This is a genomic window from Paracoccus aminophilus JCM 7686 (assembly GCF_000444995.1).
Taxonomy (GTDB): Bacteria; Pseudomonadota; Alphaproteobacteria; order Rhodobacterales; family Rhodobacteraceae; genus Paracoccus; species Paracoccus aminophilus.
The window spans coordinates 72,501-90,895 of sequence record NC_022041.1; the positions used below are offsets into that span (position 1 = coordinate 72,501).

Annotated in this window: 15 protein-coding genes, 1 tRNA gene and 2 rRNA genes (1 of these 18 only partly in view); 9 read left to right on the forward strand and 9 right to left on the reverse strand. The window is 62.4% G+C overall.

Annotated elements, in window-relative coordinates:
• The 5 genes from JCM7686_RS00400 to modD all read left to right on the forward strand — a co-directional run.
• Nucleotides 1-1,594, forward strand: a 23S ribosomal RNA gene (locus JCM7686_RS00400) (it extends 1,235 nt beyond the left edge of the window).
• Between the two features lie 94 nt (nt 1,595-1,688).
• Nucleotides 1,689-1,803, forward strand: a 5S ribosomal RNA gene (gene rrf, locus JCM7686_RS00405).
• Nucleotides 1,804-1,875: 72 nt separating this feature from the next.
• A tRNA-Met gene (locus JCM7686_RS00410) sits at nt 1,876-1,952 on the forward strand.
• 508 nt (nt 1,953-2,460) lie between these two features.
• Nucleotides 2,461-3,090, forward strand: coding sequence for a recombinase family protein (locus JCM7686_RS23255; protein ID WP_020948892.1), 630 nt, complete (start codon nt 2,461-2,463; stop codon nt 3,088-3,090).
• 39 nt (nt 3,091-3,129) lie between these two features.
• A complete protein-coding gene (gene modD, locus JCM7686_RS00420; protein ID WP_020948893.1) occupies nt 3,130-3,975 on the forward strand; it encodes a ModD protein in 846 nt (281 codons plus the stop codon).
• On the opposite strand, the gene JCM7686_RS00425 is transcribed toward modD, so the two are convergent.
• Nucleotides 3,972-6,344 carry an AI-2E family transporter gene (locus JCM7686_RS00425; protein WP_051201490.1) on the reverse strand — a complete coding sequence of 791 codons (2,373 nt, stop codon included), beginning with the start codon at nt 6,342-6,344 and terminating at the stop codon, nt 3,972-3,974. The genes modD and JCM7686_RS00425 overlap by 4 nt on opposite strands.
• Before the next feature lie 198 nt (nt 6,345-6,542).
• On the opposite strand from JCM7686_RS00425, the gene JCM7686_RS00430 reads away from it, so the two are divergent.
• Entirely contained in the window at nt 6,543-7,571 is a 1,029-nt protein-coding gene (locus tag JCM7686_RS00430) for a lysine-2,3-aminomutase-like protein (protein WP_020948895.1), read from the forward strand.
• On the opposite strand, the gene JCM7686_RS00435 is transcribed toward JCM7686_RS00430, so the two are convergent.
• The 6 genes from JCM7686_RS00435 to JCM7686_RS00460 form a co-directional block, all read right to left on the reverse strand.
• Nucleotides 7,555-8,385 carry a hypothetical protein gene (locus tag JCM7686_RS00435; protein ID WP_041527021.1) on the reverse strand — a complete coding sequence of 277 codons (831 nt, stop codon included), beginning with the start codon at nt 8,383-8,385 and terminating at the stop codon, nt 7,555-7,557. The two genes, JCM7686_RS00430 and JCM7686_RS00435, sit on opposite strands and share 17 nt — an antisense overlap.
• 14 nt (nt 8,386-8,399) lie before the next feature.
• The gene (locus tag JCM7686_RS00440; RefSeq protein WP_041527022.1) at nt 8,400-10,061 is read right to left on the reverse strand and encodes a cysteine peptidase family C39 domain-containing protein; all 1,662 of its coding nucleotides are present in this window, start codon (nt 10,059-10,061) and stop codon (nt 8,400-8,402) included.
• The gene (locus tag JCM7686_RS00445; RefSeq protein WP_020948898.1) at nt 10,054-10,836 is read right to left on the reverse strand and encodes a hypothetical protein; all 783 of its coding nucleotides are present in this window, start codon (nt 10,834-10,836) and stop codon (nt 10,054-10,056) included. The genes JCM7686_RS00440 and JCM7686_RS00445 overlap by 8 nt, the downstream gene beginning before the upstream one ends.
• A gap of 5 nt (nt 10,837-10,841) precedes the next feature.
• Nucleotides 10,842-11,489: a DUF4123 domain-containing protein gene (locus tag JCM7686_RS00450; RefSeq protein ID WP_020948899.1), complete on the reverse strand. Its 648-nt coding sequence runs from the start codon at nt 11,487-11,489 to the stop codon at nt 10,842-10,844.
• Nucleotides 11,490-11,675: 186 nt separating this feature from the next.
• Nucleotides 11,676-12,623, reverse strand: coding sequence for a hypothetical protein (locus JCM7686_RS00455; protein WP_020948900.1), 948 nt, complete (start codon nt 12,621-12,623; stop codon nt 11,676-11,678).
• Between the two features lie 153 nt (nt 12,624-12,776).
• Nucleotides 12,777-13,973, reverse strand: a complete 1,197-nt coding sequence (locus tag JCM7686_RS00460; RefSeq protein ID WP_020948901.1) for an AI-2E family transporter — start codon at nt 13,971-13,973, stop codon at nt 12,777-12,779.
• 632 nt (nt 13,974-14,605) lie between these two features.
• Here JCM7686_RS00460 and JCM7686_RS00465 point away from each other — a divergent pair.
• Genes JCM7686_RS00465 through JCM7686_RS00475 form a run of 3 tightly spaced genes read left to right on the forward strand, consistent with a single transcriptional unit; the run spans nt 14,606 to nt 17,151 of the window.
• Nucleotides 14,606-16,192, forward strand: a complete 1,587-nt coding sequence (locus tag JCM7686_RS00465; RefSeq protein ID WP_020948902.1) for a flavin monoamine oxidase family protein — start codon at nt 14,606-14,608, stop codon at nt 16,190-16,192.
• Nucleotides 16,193-16,214: 22 nt separating this feature from the next.
• A complete protein-coding gene (locus JCM7686_RS00470) occupies nt 16,215-16,607 on the forward strand; it encodes a c-type cytochrome (protein WP_020948903.1) in 393 nt (130 codons plus the stop codon).
• Between the two features lie 58 nt (nt 16,608-16,665).
• The gene (locus JCM7686_RS00475; protein ID WP_236635858.1) at nt 16,666-17,151 is read left to right on the forward strand and encodes a RidA family protein; all 486 of its coding nucleotides are present in this window, start codon (nt 16,666-16,668) and stop codon (nt 17,149-17,151) included.
• Nucleotides 17,152-17,252: 101 nt separating this feature from the next.
• On the opposite strand, the gene JCM7686_RS00480 is transcribed toward JCM7686_RS00475, so the two are convergent.
• Nucleotides 17,253-17,699 (reverse strand): SRPBCC family protein, encoded by a 447-nt coding sequence (locus tag JCM7686_RS00480; RefSeq protein WP_020948905.1) that lies wholly within the window; start codon nt 17,697-17,699, stop codon nt 17,253-17,255.
• Between the two features lie 113 nt (nt 17,700-17,812).
• Entirely contained in the window at nt 17,813-18,379 is a 567-nt protein-coding gene (efp, locus tag JCM7686_RS00485; protein ID WP_041527025.1) for an elongation factor P, read from the reverse strand.
• Nucleotides 18,380-18,395: the final 16 nt, after the last annotated feature.

Sequence of the window (18,395 nt, forward strand, 5' to 3'; positions counted from 1 at the left end):
TGCCTCTTTTGCTTTGCAAAAAGTAACAGAGGCAATGTTCTGACTGTGAAGCCGGGCTGTAAGGCATCCGGTGGAGTGATCAGAAGTGAGAATGTTGACATGAGTAGCGACAAACAGGGTGAGAGACCCTGTCGCCGAAAGTCCAAGGGTTCCTGCTTAAAGCTAATCTGAGCAGGGTAAGCCGGCCCCTAAGGCGAGGCCGAAAGGCGTAGTCGATGGGAACCAGGTTAATATTCCTGGGCCAGGAGATGGTGACGGATCCCAGAGGTAGTTCATCCTTATCGGATTGAATGGGCTGCTGAGGGGTTCCTGGAAATAGCCCTCCACAAGACCGTACCCTAAACCGACACAGGTGGACTGGTAGAGAATACCAAGGCGCTTGAGAGAACCACATTTAAGGAACTCGGCAAAATACCTCCGTAAGTTCGCGAGAAGGAGGCCCCGTTTGTAGGCAACTATAGGCGGGGGGCACAAATCAGGGGGTGGCGACTGTTTACTAAAAACACAGGGCTCTGCGAAGTCGTAAGACGACGTATAGGGTCTGACGCCTGCCCGGTGCCGGAAGGTTAAAAGGAGGAGTGCAAGCTCTGAATTGAAGCCCCGGTAAACGGCGGCCGTAACTATAACGGTCCTAAGGTAGCGAAATTCCTTGTCGGGTAAGTTCCGACCTGCACGAATGGCGTAACGACTTCCCCGCTGTCTCAAATGTGGACTCAGCGAAATTGAATTGTCTGTGAAGATGCAGACTTCCCGCGGTTAGACGGAAAGACCCCATGCACCTTTACTATAGCTTCGCACTGGCATCAGGATTGTGATGTGCAGGATAGGTGGTAGGCGCTGAAACCGGGACGCCAGTTCCGGTGGAGCCATCCTTGAGATACCACCCTTCGCACTCTTGATGTCTAACCGCGGTCCGTTATCCGGATCCGGGACCCTGCGTGGTGGGTAGTTTGACTGGGGCGGTCGCCTCCCAAAGAGTAACGGAGGCGCGCGAAGGTTGGCTCAGAGCGGTCGGAAATCGCTCGTTGAGTGCAATGGCAGAAGCCAGCCTGACTGCAAGACTGACAAGTCGAGCAGAGACGAAAGTCGGCCATAGTGATCCGGTGGTCCCGAGTGGAAGGGCCATCGCTCAACGGATAAAAGGTACGCTGGGGATAACAGGCTGATGATGCCCAAGAGTCCATATCGACGGCATCGTTTGGCACCTCGATGTCGGCTCATCTCATCCTGGGGCTGGAGCAGGTCCCAAGGGTACGGCTGTTCGCCGTTTAAAGAGGTACGTGAGCTGGGTTTAGAACGTCGTGAGACAGTTCGGTCCCTATCTGCCGTGGGTGTAGGATACTTGAGAGGAGTTGCCCCTAGTACGAGAGGACCGGGGTGAACGTTCCACTGGTGGACCAGTTGTCGTGCCAACGGCAGTGCTGGGTAGCTATGAACGGACAGGATAAACGCTGAAGGCATCTAAGCGTGAAGCCCCCCTCAAAACAAGGTATCCCTTGAGAGCCGTGGAAGACCACCACGTCGATAGGCCAGAGGTGTAAGCGCAGCAATGCGTTCAGCTGACTGGTACTAATGGCTCGATAGGCTTGATTTGATCCGGAAGAAGACAGACCTGTCTAAACTTCCAAAAGCATCAATACTTGGACAAACCGATCCCGAAAGGGAAACGCCGATTGCTTCTTTCCTGGTCTGGTGGCCAAAGCACGAGCGAAACACCCGATCCCATCCCGAACTCGGCAGTTAAGCGCCGTCGCGCCAATGGTACTGCGTCCTAAGACGTGGGAGAGTAGGTCACCGCCAGACCTGGTAAGAAGCAAACATATCTCTCATAAACGATGATAAAAAAAAGCGCCGCAAAACCAGCAGCGCAACCGGCGCGGGGTAGAGCAGCCCGGTAGCTCGTCAGGCTCATAACCTGAAGGTCACAGGTTCAAATCCTGTCCCCGCAACCAAATCCAAATATAGATACAGAACAACCTCGCTCCGCGGGGATGTCCTTGTTCGTCGTCCTCGCGAAATAAGCCGAAGCCTCAAAGCTTGAGGACGGCTGATAGGCACATCCCCATGCAGATGCGTGGTCGTAGGATGGCATCCCGAAGCACATCCACGAAAAAAGACGCCCATCCACGCGGTCGGGCGCCCTCAAGGTACAGAGCACAGCCTCACACCGCCGTCAGACCATAACGCTCCCGGATCGTCTCACCCGACCTATAGGCATCACGGAAAACGCCGCGAAGAGATGCCGGTGGGCCGAGATCATATTCGTGCACCCCGAGAGCATCGGCTCGGAGGAACGCGCACTCAGAACCAACCGATCCACCGCCGAAACACCCGCAAACACGCAGCCTCGAGGATTCCGGGCTTTCCTTTCGTTATGTTTGGTGAGATATAACGAAACCGATGTAGGTGCAGGATGCCTGGCAGGTCCGTCTCGGGGGCCCGGCGGGACCGGATGTGAACATGGCGCGATTTGTCATCTATACCCGCAGCGGCCCCGAGGATCTCGGGCGAGCCGATGTCAGCCTCGCGGCGCAGAACCGCGATATCGAGCTGTATCTGGCCGATTACGTCAGCGCGCCGGATATTCTGGGCCATTATTGTGACCGCCTGACCAGCATCGAGGAGCGCGCGCGCAATCTCGATACGGCGCTCTCGCTCTGTCAGGAGACGGGAGCGACGCTTCTGGTCGCGCGCACCGACCGTTTGCCCTTCGACGATATGGGATTCGCCCCGTTTTTTGCCAATGCGGGTCTGGCCTTGCGGGTAGCCTCGCTGCCCGACGCGCCGAAATCCGAGCTTCTGGTTTTTGCCCGGCTGCAGGCGCAAGAGCGGCGTTTCGATCATCGGCAGGCGCGGCAGGCGTTACCCGATGAGATTACCACGCGTCAGACCTATCAACGCCCGCGTGGCCACGACCAGATCGAGCAGATCGCCCGGATCGCGCTGCCCCTGCGCCACCGTGGCGCGACCATGGGCGATATTGCCTCCGAGCTGAACCGCGCCGGGATCACCACGGCGCGCGGAGCGGCCTGGCGGGCAACCAATGTCTCGCGGATTCTCAGCTATCTTGAGACCAATCCGGCGACGTGAAGCGCCGCCTTGCGCCGTTCCGGCGGGAAAGCCCCAGCGATGTCTCACCTCTCGGACGCCGAGCTTCAGCGCATTCTCAACGACGATTGCCCCTATTCGGACCCGACCACCGAGGGTCTCGGCATTGCCAATGTCGTCGCTCAGGCAAGTCTGACGGCGCGCTATGATATGACGGTCTGCGCCAGTGAAGAGGCCGCGCGGATGTTCGAGCTGGTCGGTGCGCGGGCCGAGATCCGCGTTCCGACCGGCGGTTTCGCTCCGACGGGCACCTGCTTGCTGCAAGTCGAGGGCTCTGCGGCGGCGCTGCATCGCAGCTACAAGATGGCGCAGACCCTGATGGAGATTCTGTCGGGAATGGCCAGCTCTGCCCGCGCGATCGTTCAGGCCGCCGAGGCGGTGCGTCCCGATATTCGCGTGGCCTGCACCCGCAAGCATATGCCCGGCATGAAGACAGCCGCGCTGCGTGCGATCGAGGCCGGCGGCGCGGTGCCCCATCGCCTGGGCCTTTCCGATTTCGTGCTGATCTTTGAAGAGCACCGCACGCTTCTCGATGCCCAGATCCCGCTCGCCCGCCATTTCGCCCGGCTGCGTGCGCATTCGCCCGAGCGGCGGCTGGCGGTCGAGGCCTCGGGCGTGATCGAGGCCGTCGCCTTTGCCGAAGCCGGGGCCGAAATCGTGCAGGTCGACAAGGCCTCGCCCGAGGAGATCGCCGAAATCGCGCGCTGCTTTGATCTCTTGCCACAGCGCCCGCTGCTGGCAGCGGCGGGCGGGATCAATGCGGGGAATGCGGCCGCTTATACGGCGGCGGGCGCGGATATTCTGGTGACCTCCGCGCCTTATTATGCACCGCCCAAGGATGTGAAGGTGCGCATCTTTCCGCGTTAATCCGGCACAGCCTGCCCGAGCGAGGCCGAGCCGGGCTCGGGCTTGGGTTCGGGCACCTCGCCCTCTTCCCCGGTCATCACCGCAACGATATCGGCGGCCATCGTGCCCAGAAGCTCGATCTCTTCGTCGTCCAATTTGCGCGGCTCGGTGTCGAGCAGACACAAAGCGCCCAGCACATGGCCTTTGTTCGTGGTCAGCGGCGCGCCTGCATAAAAGCGGGTATGCCACAGCCGGATCGCAGGATGTTCGGCGAAATGCGGATCGCGCTCGGTGTCATTGACGACAAGGGTTTCGCCCGAGGCAACGACATGGTCGCAGATCGCATCATCGCGCGGCATGACGATCATCTCGGTGCCGTCACGCGTCAGCTCGCCGGGCAGCTCCATGCTTTGGCCGACGATGAACTCGCGATCGGCGTCGATCGCCGAGATCACCGCGAAACGGACGTTGAAGACATCGGCGGCGCGCTTGGCCAAAGCGTCGAGCTCATCGCGGGCATGGCCGTCGAGAATGTCGGTCTCGAGCAGCGCCTCGACCCGCGCGGCGTCGTTTTCCGGCGCATCTGCGATCAGGGCCTGCTCGGCGATTTCGGGCGAGATCATGCGCGCGATCCGGCGCACCGCCTCGTCGACCGAGGCCACGACCTCATCGGCGCCTAGCGCGCGGATCTGGTCGGGGTCCAGCAGCGTTTCCGGCGCGTTCCAAAGCGCGAGCACGATCTTGCGGCCGGGCCAGCGTTGGCGAAGACGGCGGCAGAAGCTGCGGATCGAGCTTTCGGGATCGCGGCTGAAATAGCTCAGACAGATGATCTCGATCCCGTCGAGATCCAGCTTATCGACATAGCGCGAGGTCAGCGCGCCCTCGCGCCGCTCGGTCGCGGGCAGGCCTTCGAGCGAAAGCGCATGGCTCAGCATCTCGCAGGCGATGCTGTCGACCTCCCATTTGCCGCCGATACAGGCGATGCGCGGGCGGGTCTGACCAGCCGCAGGCGGCGGATAATCGGCGCGCAGATCTTCGAGCAGCAGATCCATGCCATTCGCGACGCGCAGCCGGTGCTCGGCGCGGGCATTGCCCAGAAAATCGTCGCTGGCCTGCCGCAGCACCGCGATGCCGGTGTCGCTGTAAAAGCCCGCGACATCGCCGTCTTCGATGGTGTCCTCGACGATGGTCAGCGCATCATCCGGATCATCCGCCAGCAGGCGTTGATAGATCCGGGTTGGCACATCCAGCACCGGGGCAGAGCCCAGCAAGGTCTCAAGGAACTGCAATTGCGGCAGATAGCGCCCAACCACCAGCAAGCAGACGGTCAGCGGCGTCGACAGCACCAGCCCGACCGGCCCCCAAAGCGCTGTCCAGAAGGTCGCCGCCGCAATGAGCGAGATCGCCGACAGACCCGTCGTGGTGCCATAAAGCAGCGGCTCGATGATATTGCCGCTCACGAGCTCCAGAAAGACGATCAGGATCGTCGTCCAGATCACCATATCCCAGCCCGGATCGACGGCGAAGGCCAGACCGATCGGAAAGATCGCCGAGAGCATCGAGCCGATATAGGGGATGAAGCGCATGAAGGCCGCGAAGACCGCCCAAAGCAACCAGCCCGGAACGCCGAGATACCAAAGCCCGAGCCCCAGAGGCAGCGCATAGGTGACGTTCACGATGATCTGCATCAGCAGATATTTCGAGATCCGCGTCCCGGCTTCGTCCAGCGCATCGGTCGAGCGATGAAGATTGCCGCCCATGAGCCGCAACAGCCGGTCGCGCAGATCTCCGCTGTCGAGCAAGACCAGAAAGACGAAGACCAGCACGATCCCCGCCGTGGCCAAGGGCGACAGCGCGGGGATCAGCCAGTCTTTCGCGGTCTGGAAGGGCGAGGTCGCGGCGGGAACAACCTCGACCTTGCTCACACCCGCAGTCTCGGGGCTGCCCTGAACCGCCTGCGTGACCTCTTTCTGGACGGTGTTGACCGTCTCCAGCGCGCCGTCAAAGACCCCCGGACCGCGCATTTGCTGGGCCAGCGAGTCGATCTTGGTGCGGATCGTTGTCTGATAGGTCGGCAGTTGCGCGCTGAGCGTGCGGACCTGAGAGCCGACCAATGTGCCGATCCCGGCGATGACGATGCCGACGGTCAGCATCACCAGACCGACCGCGAGCAGCCGCGACAGGCCGCGTCGCGCCAGCCAGTTGACCAGCGGACTCAGCACAAAGCTGATGAGAAAGGCGATGGCCAGCGGGATCAGGACGCCCTTGCCGACATAGAGCGTGCCGATGAGGATCGTGACGATCACCAGCGCGGCGGCGAGTTTCACGACATCGGTCTGGTCACTGCGGAAGGTCGGGACTTGGCCGTCAGAGCGAGGATCTTGCGTCATTGCGGCTCTCAGCAGGGAAGGGGTATGAAGACCAACGGCGCGGTGCACGAAATAGTTGCATCCCACGCGCGCTTTGGTCCGAGGGGGGCGACTTGCCATTTTGCCGCGATAGGTCGATAACCCGCGCCTTGGCTCAATCCTGCGAAAGATCTGCGCTTGTCCCCCCCGCTCTCCGCGCCGCTCACCACCGTTTCAGGCATGATCGAGGCCGGGCTCGCCCAACCGGATGAAGCTGCGCGTCTTGAAGAGGTCGCGGCAGAGTTCCGGCTGCGGATCTCGGCGGAAATGCATGGCGCGGTGCGGGCAGGCGATCCGCGCGACCCGGTTGCGGCGCAATTCGTGCCCGATGCGCGCGAGCTGCAGATCCGCCCCGAAGAGCTCGCCGATCCGATTGGCGACGAGGCCCATAGCCCGGTTCCCGGCCTCACCCATCGCTATCCCGACCGCGTCATCTTGCATGTGACGCACAGCTGCGAGGTCTATTGCCGCTTCTGCTTCCGCCGCGAGGTCGTGGGCGAGGATGGCGCGCTGCCCGAGCCGCAGCTTGACGCTGCGCTGGCCTATATCGCGGCCACCCCGGCCATTCGCGAGGTCATTCTAACCGGCGGTGATCCGATGGTCTTTTCGGCGCGGCGCATGGCCGGGCTGATGGCGCGGCTGGGCGCGATTGCCCATCTCGATCTTCTGCGCATTCACACTCGGGTGCCGGTCGTGGCCCCGCATCGGATCGACGCGGCGATGATTGCCGCGCTCAGATCCGCCGGGCGCCCGGTCTGGTTGGTGATCCACACCAATCACGCGCAAGAGCTGACCGAGGCCGCTGCTCAGGCGCTGAACCGGCTGGCCGATGCCGGGATCCCGCTTTTGTCGCAAAGCGTGCTGCTGAAGGGGATCAATGCCGATCCGGCCAGCCTTGAAGACCTGTTTCGCGCGCTGCTGCGGTTGCGGGTGAAGCCCTATTATCTGCATCATTGCGATTTGGCCCGGGGCACCGGCCATTTCCGCACGACCATCGCGGAAGGCCGCGCGATCATCGCGGCTTTGCGTGGGCGGCTGTCCGGCACGGCTTTGCCGACCTATGTGCTCGACCTGCCAGGAGGCTATGGCAAAGTGCCACTCATGCAACAAGATGTTGTTGAGGTCTTGCCGGGTCTATACAAAATCCGCGATTGGCAGGGCCGCGAGCACGAATATCGCGATCCCGAGCCGCTTAATTCGGCAGATTGACCGGCTCCAGCGCGGGTTTGCCGCCCTGATCGGTGACGCGAAAGCTCAACCCGGCCTCGGCGGGATAGGGAACCGTGCCGCGCACGGTGCCGTCGTCCAGACTGACGATCTCGACCTCCATGCTTTGCCCATCAGAGTGGCGGATCAGCAGGTTCTTTTCCTCGATGTCGAAAAAGACCGTATCCACCTCAAATCTTGCGTTGATCTCCAGATCCGTCAACAAGATATAGTCCTGAAGCCGCAAAGCCTCGCCTTCGCCGCTGTCCAGAGTGACGCCGTATCTGCCCGTCGGCGAGACCACGATGACATTGCGGTTGTCGTCCGGCACCGCCAGCCCGTCCTGACCGATCATCACCCGGACAAAGCCCGGCCCGTCCTGTTGCGGCGCAAAGAAACGCGTGCCGTCGCAGGACAATTGCGCGAGCTCCAGCACGTTCGGCAGCAGCGAGGGGTCCTTCACCGGATTGCCGTCATAAAGATCGGTGAGCGGGAAATCCTCGGCCGCGACAAAGCTGTCGCTGTCGAGCAATTGCAGATGCCCCGCCTCGGTGAGGAAGGGCAGGAGGCTCAGACATTGGGTTTGGCCCGCGCCGGGCAAAAAGCGCAGGCCGGGCAGGCGCTTTCGTTCCTTGCCCTTGAGGTCGAGCACCACGGCATCCGCGCCGTCCTGACGAATGGCGCAGCTGCCCGCGCAAGCCATCCAAGCCGGACCGCCCGCGATCTGTGCCGCGCGCTGATCCGAGCACGCGCGCTGAGCGCCAAGATCCGCGCCGTCGCAAGGGGCGCTTGTCTGCGCATGAACCGGGGGGACCATCAGGAACAGCGCCGCTATTGCCCCGAGGCCGGCGGCTCGGCGCGCGGCACTCCGGGATCCAGACGTTGGGCGATCTGCTCTTTCGTCAATGCGGTGACGGGTTCGACCACGCTCGTCCATGCCTGTCCTTTCAACCGGAACTTGTTCACGATCTTCTTGGCGGTGTTGCTATAGGCGCCGCTGGTGTCCCCATTGTAATAGACATGGCGGCCGCGGTCACCTGTCGGACCGTTGCGCTCGTTTTCGGCGGCGCTGTAGGTCGGCCTCGCGCCTTCGCCGACGCGGGCATTCATCCGCGCCTCCGTCCCGCCGCCGGGCGAGATCACGCCATCGCCGTTCTTGCCCTGAAACTTGCGGATCGCGGCAATCGTCGGATCATTCGGATCAGCAGAGTTGATCGCGGCTCCGGGCGCGCCGGTATATTCGCCGGTGCGGATCAGCACCTCCTGCACCGCGCGGACATCGGCGGCGGCATTGGCGCCGTTCAGCCCGACCGAGCCGGTCAGTTTCAGCGTGCCATAGATCGAATCGGTGCTGGCGAGCGTGCCATTCGGGTCGTTCAGGATCAGCCATTCGGAATGGCCGTCGTGTTTGACGACCGCGCCAATGACGATCATCACATGGCCGTCGGTGGCATAGGTCGAGGTGACCGCGGGCACGCCTCGGGCGGCAAGCTCGGTCAGCGCATCGGCATAGGGGCCCGGAATGGTCTCGACATCGGCGCCGGCGGGGCCGTTGCCGACCGTGAAGCTGCTTGGGTTCGAGGCATCGGCCAGATCCTTCATCGCGCCGCGCAAATTGCCCCAATCCTGCCAGGGGCGGGGGAAGGCGCTGAGGCTGAAGGTCTTGGGCGCGCGCGCATAGCTGCGCTGCATGATGTCGAGCCGGTCCATCGCGGTGCGGGTGACCTTGCCCGCCTTGTCGGTCTCGGTCTTCTGGATGTTCCAGTAGCGCGCCTGCATTTCAGCCGAGCTTGGCATACACAGGATCGAGCCCGACGAGGCGACGCCATTGATCGAATCGCTGCGGTCGTTCTGGTTGCGATAGGGCACGGTCAGCGACAGCGTCGCCAGTTTGACGCGGACATGGATCTCGAAAATCCCGCCCGGCCCGACGGTGACCAGATCGCTGCCCGCATAGCTGTCGGTGAAATCCTTGTCGCCGGGAAAGCCACCCTCGCCCGAGCCGAAGACATCCTGCACCTTCGAGATGAAGTTCCGCGCCGCGCCTCCGGTGGCGCGTTTGGCCTGCGCGTCGATCCCGGTGATTTCCAGCGTGAACTCTTCGCGCTTCACGCGGCGGTCGGAGTTTTCATAGACCGCCTTGAGCCGCAGCGCGCCATTGCAAGCCGAGGCAGTGCCGCGCAGTTCGCCCTTTTCCGTGGTCACGCCCAGCCGGGTGCCGTCGACGCTGACCGTGACGCCCTTGACCGGGACCGCCCCGGCGCGGGTTTCAGTGGTGACGACCAAAGTGACCGGGCAGGGGGTGACATCCGCGCCGACCTCGGTGTTCGAGGTCTGGGCCAGCCATTGCTCGAGCCGGCTGTTGTCGGCGCGCCCGCCCGGCACCGGAATCCCGATGCGCCGCGCGGCATTGCCGGTCGTTTGGCCAAGGCTGCCCAGGAGGTCGCCGAGCATATCCCCGATGCCTCTGTTGCCGGTCTGCGCTTCAGCCATTCGATGTCTCTTCGGTTAGCGGTTCCAGGGTCAGAAGCTGCCGGATGGCGCTGGCGACCAAGGCAGAACGTTCGGCGGGGGCGGCATGGCGTTGGGCGAAGGCCTGAGAGAGTTGGCGATATCGCGGATCGTGGAAGAAGTAGATCCCGAGATGAAGCGAAAACACTGAGAACATTACCGCCACATCCGCAGGCATTTGTTGCTGCACGATATTCCGATTTAGCAAATCGCAAAACCATTCCAATGCCCTGAGCGGAAAAATAGCCGTTCGATCGGGCCAAGCTTCGCGCAGAACAGCAACCTGCATGTCCCGCGGAAGCTCATAGGTTGAAATCGGATTGCTCTCCAGCAGGCCGAGCATATCCTGACAGGCGAGCAACAGCCGTGCGGGCTCGCTGGCCTCGACCGCAGCGATTCGCTGCCAGCGGCTGGCGAAGGGCATCATCGCCGCCGGATCGGGCGCGCGCCGCAGCTGGTCATTGTCATCCGACCAGCCCGCGCGGCGCAATTCGCTTTGATAGAGCGGGTTGGCCTCGAAGGCGTAACCGCACAGCACCGAGATCGCGAGATAGCTCAGATGTTCGCGGCTGCGCGCGATGCCAAGGCTGCGCGAGCGCTCCAGGCAGGCGCGGGCAAAGTCGCGGCGCAGCTCGGACGTGGCCAGAAGCGGGTCGTCATCATAGGCGAAGTCGAGAAATTGCTCGGCCTCGGTCAAATATTGCTCGACCAGCTCGTCCCGGCTGGCGCGACGCGCGTCCTCTGACAGGATGTCCACGAGTTTCAGGGCGCAGTCTCCATCAACGCGGGGGGAGGGGGAGACATGCCGGGCGCGGACAGGCTTTGGGAAACGATCAGGCAAGCGCCCTCGCGCGGCACCGGGGCGATCAGAACCGGGCAGGGACGAAAGAAGGCGGCGGCGCTGGGAAGATCGCGGCTGAGATAGAGCATTCGGATCGAAATGGCTTCCCAGAAGCGGAAATAGATCCACTTTCCGGCCTCGTCCTCGATCCGGGTGAATTTGCGGAAATGACGCCAAAGCTCGTGCAGGCCAAGCGTCGAGGTGAAGTAAAGCGCGGGCGCAAGATCCCACAGCCCGACAGGCCCCTCGCCTTGGGTGAACAGGCGGCGGGTCAGCCGGTTTTCCTGATCGAGCGCGACAAGCCAGGGCGCGACATGGCCCCAGGTTTCCTGCGCGGCGCCCTTGAACAGGCAGCGATGCGGCAGGCCGCTGGTCTCAAGCGTTTCGGACAGATTGACCAGCTTGGCCGCGTCGAGAATGGCATAGGCCCGCGGCGTGCCTTCAGGCATTTCCGGGGACGGGGGCCGCTCGGGCGGGAAGAGCAGGGGCTCGAGGAGGTCGATCACCGCGCGCTTGGGAAAGGACCCAAGCTGCTCGTCCAGAGGCGATAGCCCCTCGAGCCGGGTCATGGACAATCCCATAGGCGGCAGCGTTACCGCTTGCGCCCGAGACCACCAGGCCTCCTGTCCACCTCCCTCTGGCACCGACATGCCGCCATCCGTTGCAAAATTTCTGGCGATAACCATAGCAGTGGCGACCGGCTACAACAAGGAAGTTGCGGACAAATTACGCAAATGACGGGGCGGAGTTCACCCCTAGAGACCGGTCAAAGGGGTGGCGCGGACCACCTCCCAGACGAGTTCCTGCATCCTCTGCGCGAGTTCGGGGCTGGGCGCGGTCGCCGGGCTGCCGTCAGCGCGCTGCAACGCATGGGGCAGGCCGACCGGCGACTTGCCATAGATCACCGCATAATGAGTCAGCGCGACCAGATAATTGCCCAGATCGTTCAGATGGATCGGGTCGGGTTTGCCGTCAGGCGAGATCGCGAAGAGGTCGCGGCGGGTCCTCAGTTCCGCGATACCCTCGGGCGTGGCCTCGGCCTCGGTGACGACGCGGGCCATGACCTGCCCGGCCGGGATCAGCCAGACCGGCTTTTTCGCGGCCCGCGCCGCAGGCCAGAGCAGATTCGGCACCCACATTGCCTGAAGATCCTCGGGCAGCCGCGCCAGCCAATCCGGCCCGGCGTCGAGCGCGTGCCAGCTTTCGTAAAGAAAGACCTCGATCTCGGGATTGCCCGCCACCGCCTCGGCCGCCCATTTCGCGGCATAGCTGCGGCTGTCGTGATAGCGAATCGCATCCTTGAGCGTGACCATTTCGGTCATCACGAAAGCATCATAGTCGCCGCTGGCCAGCGCCTGATGGGCATCGCGGGAAAAGGGCGTCGCGTTTTCCTGCTCGAAGCCGTTGATCTTCAGATCGGGCTCGAAATGCTCGCGCAGGCTGGTGCCCCAGCCCAGCTGCAGGCGGTAGTCATGGCCCTCTCCGGCAAGCTGGGACAGCATGGCGGGCATGTCACGGCCGACAAGGCTATGGCCGAGCTGAACGAGCTTGCGCGGCCCGGGCGGGATGTCGCGTTTGTGCTGGTAGAGCGCCTGCACATCCTCGCCGGTGTCGCGCGGGCGGGCATCGGCTTTCGGGCGCAGGACCAGAAAGAGCGCGGCTCCGATCAGGCAGAGCGTCAGCAGGGCAATCAGAATGCGCATGGGGCAGGTCCTTGAAGCGGGGCCGGTCCGAAGCGGAACGCGTAACCTGCTTTTCATCCCGCAGCCGGGGGTCTCGGTCAATCCGGCGCGATGTCGCAGCACAGCAAAAAGGGCGCCTCCAGCGGAAGGCGCCCTGAATTTATCTGCCGGTCCTCAGCTCTCGGGGAGGCTTGGCCGGTCGGGCAGGAGCGGCGGTCGGGTCTCGATCTCACGCTGCCATTCGCGCCAGATGGTGATGAGCAGCGCCATCAGCACCGGGCCGACAAACAGGCCGACGATGCCCATGGTCTTCACCCCGCCGATGAGGCCGAAGAAGGTGGGAAGGAAGGGCAGTTTGACCGGGCCGCCGACCAGCATCGGGCGGATGGTCTTGTCGACGATGAACAGCTCGACCGTGCCCCAAAGAAACAGGCCGATCCCCGCTGCGGGCGAGCCGCTGGCCGCGAGATAGCCCGAGATCAGCGTGAAGGACAGCGGCGCGCCGCCCGGGATCAGCGCCATGAAGCCTGTGATCACACCGAAGGCCACGGGCGAGGGCACGCCCGCCACCCAATAGGCGACGCCGAGCACCAGCCCCTCGCCGATGGCGATCAGGGTCATGCCGGTCACGGTGGCGCTGATCGTGGCGGGCACGACGCGTGAGAGCCGGTCCCAGCGCTCGGGCAGGATGCGGGCGCCGGCGCGGTCGATCTGGGCCACGATCTTTTCGCCGTCGCGGTAGAAGACGAAAAGCGTGACCAGCGTGAACAGCAGCGTCAGCGCCATATGCAGGGTGAGCACGCCCGCGGTGATGATGCCGCGATAGAGCACCGCGATATTCGAGCCGCTGACCGCCTGCACGATTTCACTGATCGAGCCCGGGCGGCCGATGAAGACCTGCCATTGCTCGTCAAGCCAGGGCCCGACTTGGGGCAGCTCGACCATCCAGTCCGGGGTTGGCGCGCCGACGGCATTGACCTGCAATGCCCAGGAAAACCAGCTGCGCAGCTCGGCGATCGTGTAAAACAGCGCGAGCGTCAGCGGCACGACCAGCAACAGCACGATGGCCAGCACCATGAGCGTGGCCGCCCAGGTCGGGCCAAGCCCAAGCCGGTTCGCCAGCCGGTCGCGCAAGGGCCAGCTTGCAACCGAGACCACCGTCGCCGCCAGAACCGGGACGATGAAGCCATGGAAGAAATAGATCGAGGCGATCAACACCCCAAGCAGCAGCCAGCGCGCCGCCGAGACATCGGTGATCAGCGGGCTGCGATAGCGCGCGCGCGTCGTCGGACTTGCTTCGGGACTTCCGGAATCCGCGGAGCCGGTTATCGCAGGAGGGGCAGCCGGAGAGAGGTGAGAGGAATCGGCCATCTGCGTCGTTCGATGCTCCTATGGTCAGGACGGGATACCAGATGTGTGGACCTTAGGTCTGGCATGTCACGGTTTTCTTAAAAACACATTTCCTGCACCTGATCAGCCCGAACCAGCGGAAAAGTGATCACATTCCGCTGCGAAGCACCTCCAGCACGGCTCCGACGCGGAAAACCGGCCATTTCGGCAGGGCGCGTCAGCGGCGCGGGCCAGATGTGGACACAGAGAGGATCGGGGCAGAGGGGTGGACATCAGCCGGAACTCTAGCTGGCGTCCGGCGAAAGATAAATCACGAGAATCGGATAAAAGTATGAGGATGCATGGGCTTGCACGATCCGGTTGTCTCGTGTTTCCGCATGCATTCCTGTGGTTGTTCTGATCAAGCGCGCGGCTTCGTCCCGCAAAGATCTGACATCGTGTCAGATGAGGGGCTCTGATTGCGGTTTTGAGGGGTGACAGCCTTGATGAGACTGGCTAAAGACAATCTTCTCAGTAATGATGAAATCCTGAAATAATCTTCGGGTAATTCTCCTTTCGGGCGCAAAAATACACCCTTGTTCTTCTGGTCTCGCAAGGTCAGAAGGGTTGTGTCAAAATGTCGCAAGACTTTTGTATTAACCGGAGAAGATTACATGTCTGAGATTTCCACGGGAATGACGAGGCGTAACCTCCTGGCGATGGTGGGCATCGCTGCTGGCGCATCCGCAATGTATAGCGCGATGGCCGGGATGGGTTACGCTGGGGCGTCCGACTACAAGGGCCCCTTGAAGTTGGAAGGCGATCCCAAGGGCACCTCTGTCCTGATCCTGGGTGCTGGTCTTGCCGGCATGACCGCCGCCTATGAGCTGCGCAATGCGGGTTATAAGGTCCAGGTTCTGGAATATCGCGAAAAGGCCGGTGGCCGTTGCTGGACCCTGCGGGGCGGCGATGTGTTCACCGAACTCGGTGGCTTCAAGCAGGAAGTCAAATTCGCCGAGGGCAACTACCTGAACCCCGGCCCGTGGCGCATTCCGTCGGACCACTATGCGGTTCTGGACTATTGCAAGCGCTTTGGCGTCAAGCTCGAGCCCTTCATTCAGCAGAACTACAACGCCTATCTGCACAACACCAATGCCTTTGGTGGCAAGCCGCAGCGCTTCAAGGAAATCCAGGCGGATTACCGGGGCCAGATTTCCGAGCTTCTGGCGAAAGCTGTCGACCAGAAGAAACTCGACGAGCTCGTGACCGAAGAAGACGCAGCGCTCCTGATCGAGTCGCTGAAGAAATACGGCGTGCTGAACGACAAGATGGAATATGTGAAGTCGGACGACGTGTCGGGCTATCGCGGCTGGGAAAAAGATCCGGGCGGCGGTGTCGATTCGGCCGGCGTTCCCTCGGACATCATCTCGCTCTCGGACATCCTCAAGGGCCGTCTGTGGAACGATCTGATCACCGGCGAGTCGATTGACCACCAAGCGGCGATCTTCCAGCCGATCGGCGGCATGGACATGATCGCTCAGGGCTTCGAGAAAGAAGTCAAAGATCTGATCACCTATAACGTCAAGGTCATCAAGATCGAGGGCGGCGAAAACGGCGTCACCGCGACCTATGTCGATTCGAACGGCGGCACCGAAGAGAAAACCGCCAAGGCCGATTACTGCATCTGCACCATTCCCTTCTCGGTGCTGGGTCAGATCGACCACAACTTCAGCTCGGACATGACCGCGGCCATCGAGGACGTTTACTACGCCTCCTCGGTCAAAGTCGGTCTCGAGTTCAAGCGTCGCTTCTGGGAACAGGACGAGCATATCTACGGCGGGATTTCCTACACGAATACCCCGATCACGCTCATCTCCTATCCCTCGACCAACTTCTTCAGCGATGGTCCGGGCGTTCTGCTGGCGGCTTATTCCTGGGGTGCGGCCTCGTATCAGTTCAACGCGGTTCCCGCGGAAGAGCGGATCGAGAAAGCCCTCGAATTCGGCGCCGAGATCCACCCGCAGTATCGCGAAGAGTTCTCGAACGGCGTGGGCGTTGGCTGGCACCGCGTGCCGTGGACGCTGGGTTGCTACGGCGTCTGGCGCGACATGGATGCGCATTACGACAATGCCTGCAAGATGGACCAACGCACGCTGATGGCGGGCGAACACATCTCGCACCTGCCGGCATGGCAGGAAGGCGCGATCCTGTCGGCTCTGGATGCGATCCAGCGTCTGCACAAGCATGTCACCGGCGCGTGATCGTCAGAAGGGAAGCACAGACATGAAACGTCAGATCTCTCTGGTCGTCTTCGCGGCCACCCTTGCGATGTCGGGTTCGGCTTTCGCACAGGACTTCGTGCAAAGTGGCGCGGCCGCTGGCCTGCCGCAAACGCATGGCAAGGAAATCTACAACGCGATCTGCTCGGCATGCCACATGCCGGACGGTTCGGGTGCCGTGGGCGCTGGGCATTACCCGGCGCTGGCCAAGAACGAATTCGTGGAATCGCCGGATGCGGTGATTGCATGGGTTCTGCACGGCTACCGCGCCATGCCGCCGCTGGGCGGCGTCCTCAATGACGCGCAAGTTGCCGAGGTTGTGAATTACGTTCGCCACGATCTTGGGAATAATTACGAGGGCGAGACGACGGCTGCCGACGTGGCCGCAGCTCGCTGATCTGAAGGGGCTCGAAAGAGCCCTTTCTTTTTCCTATGTTTTTGGAAGGAACATGATGATGAAAAAGACCTTCGTTCTTGCTGCAGCACTTTGCGCTGCGCCGCTGCTTGCCCATGCGGAAGATGTGATCCGTCACAAGACGCCGGGCTCGGATTTCCCGATTGCACGCGCGGTGGAAGTTCCGGCAGGCAAGACGACCGTTTATGTCAGCGGCATGGTTCCGTCGATCGCCGATGAAAAGGCCGACCCCAAATCCCCCGAGGCCTGGGGCGACACCAAGACCCAGACCGAAAGCGTTCTGAAAAACATCGACGCTGCTTTGAAAGACCTGAAACTCACCATGGGTGATGTCGTCAAGATGCAGGTCTATCTGGTTGCGCCCGAAGGCAAGCCGGCCGATTTCGCAGGCTTCATGGAAGGCTATACCCAGTATTTCGGGACCGAAGCCCAGCCGAACCTGCCCGCACGTTCGGCGATGATCGTGAACAAACTGGTCAACCCGAACTGGCTGGTTGAAATCGAAGTGACGGCTGTCCGTCCCTGATCTGTGACGGGCCGCCCTTGCGAGGGTGGCCCTGTCTGCACGGCGCCCCGGCCAGATGCTCCGGCCGGGGTTGTCGCTGAAGCGAAAGCGCAGCGCGGGATTTATTTGTAAAAGCCCTGACGCAGCTTCACCCCATGTTCGAGCCAAGCCTTCATGGCGCAGAGCATCCCCGTCCAGCCCTCGCAATTCTGATAGCTCGATCGCCGCCCTTCGGCCGTGTCGGGCCAGCCGGATTCGGTGATGCGCAGCAATGTTCGATCGGGCGCGATGGCCTCGAAATCGAAGATGACGCGGGTTGGGCTGCCGGTGCTGGCGTCGCCCGGCCAAGACAGCTCGATGCGGCGGTCCTGCTCTGCCGCCTCGACCTGAACCGGGAAGGCGCCCGGAAAGTCGTGAAAGTCCCAGCTGACCGTGGCCCCGGGATCAAGGCGGCCCCTGGCGCCGCCGGTGGTGAAATATTCAGAGAGTTTTGCTGGATCGGCAACGGCCTCATAGACCTCGTGGATCGGCTTTGCGATCCGACCGCCGACCGTGAAGGAAAGTTCCATCTGCCACCTCCCGCTTCGCACCTCTGGGGCGCGTCGAAGGCAACGCGAAACGCGGGCCGATGGATCCCGAAGCCGCGCGCCTCAACGGGCTGCGGCTTCGGGGAAAAGGCGGATCAGCCCTTGGCGCGCTCGACGTAAGAGCGGTCTTCGGTGTTGATGACGACCTTGGTGCCGATATCGATATGGGGCGGCACCATGACGCGGACGCCGTTGGTCGCAATCGCGGGCTTATAGCTCGACGAGGCGGTCTGGCCCTTCACGACAGGCTCGGTCTCGGCGATCTCGACCACGACTTTCTGGGGCAGTTCCATCGCAATCGGAATGCCGTTGTGGACCTGCAGGAAGACGCGCACGCCTTCGCCAAGGAAGACGTTGTCGTCGCCGACCACATCCTTCGAGGCCACGAGCTGCTCGTAGCTTTCCGGCTCCATGAAGTGGAAGCCCTCGTCGTCTTCGTAGAGGAAATCGTATTCACGCTCATCGACATGGGCGCGCTCGACCTGCTCGGTCGTCTTCCAGCGCTCGGACACTTTCGTGCCGTCCGAGATGCGGCGCATATCGACCTGCGTGGTCGGCGTGCCCTTGCCGGGGTGGAAGCTGGTGGCGGTCAGAACGACGTAAAGCCGATCGTCGAGTTCGACGACATTGCCTTTACGGAGACTCGAGGCGATGACTTTCAAGGTGTTTCCCTTGGCT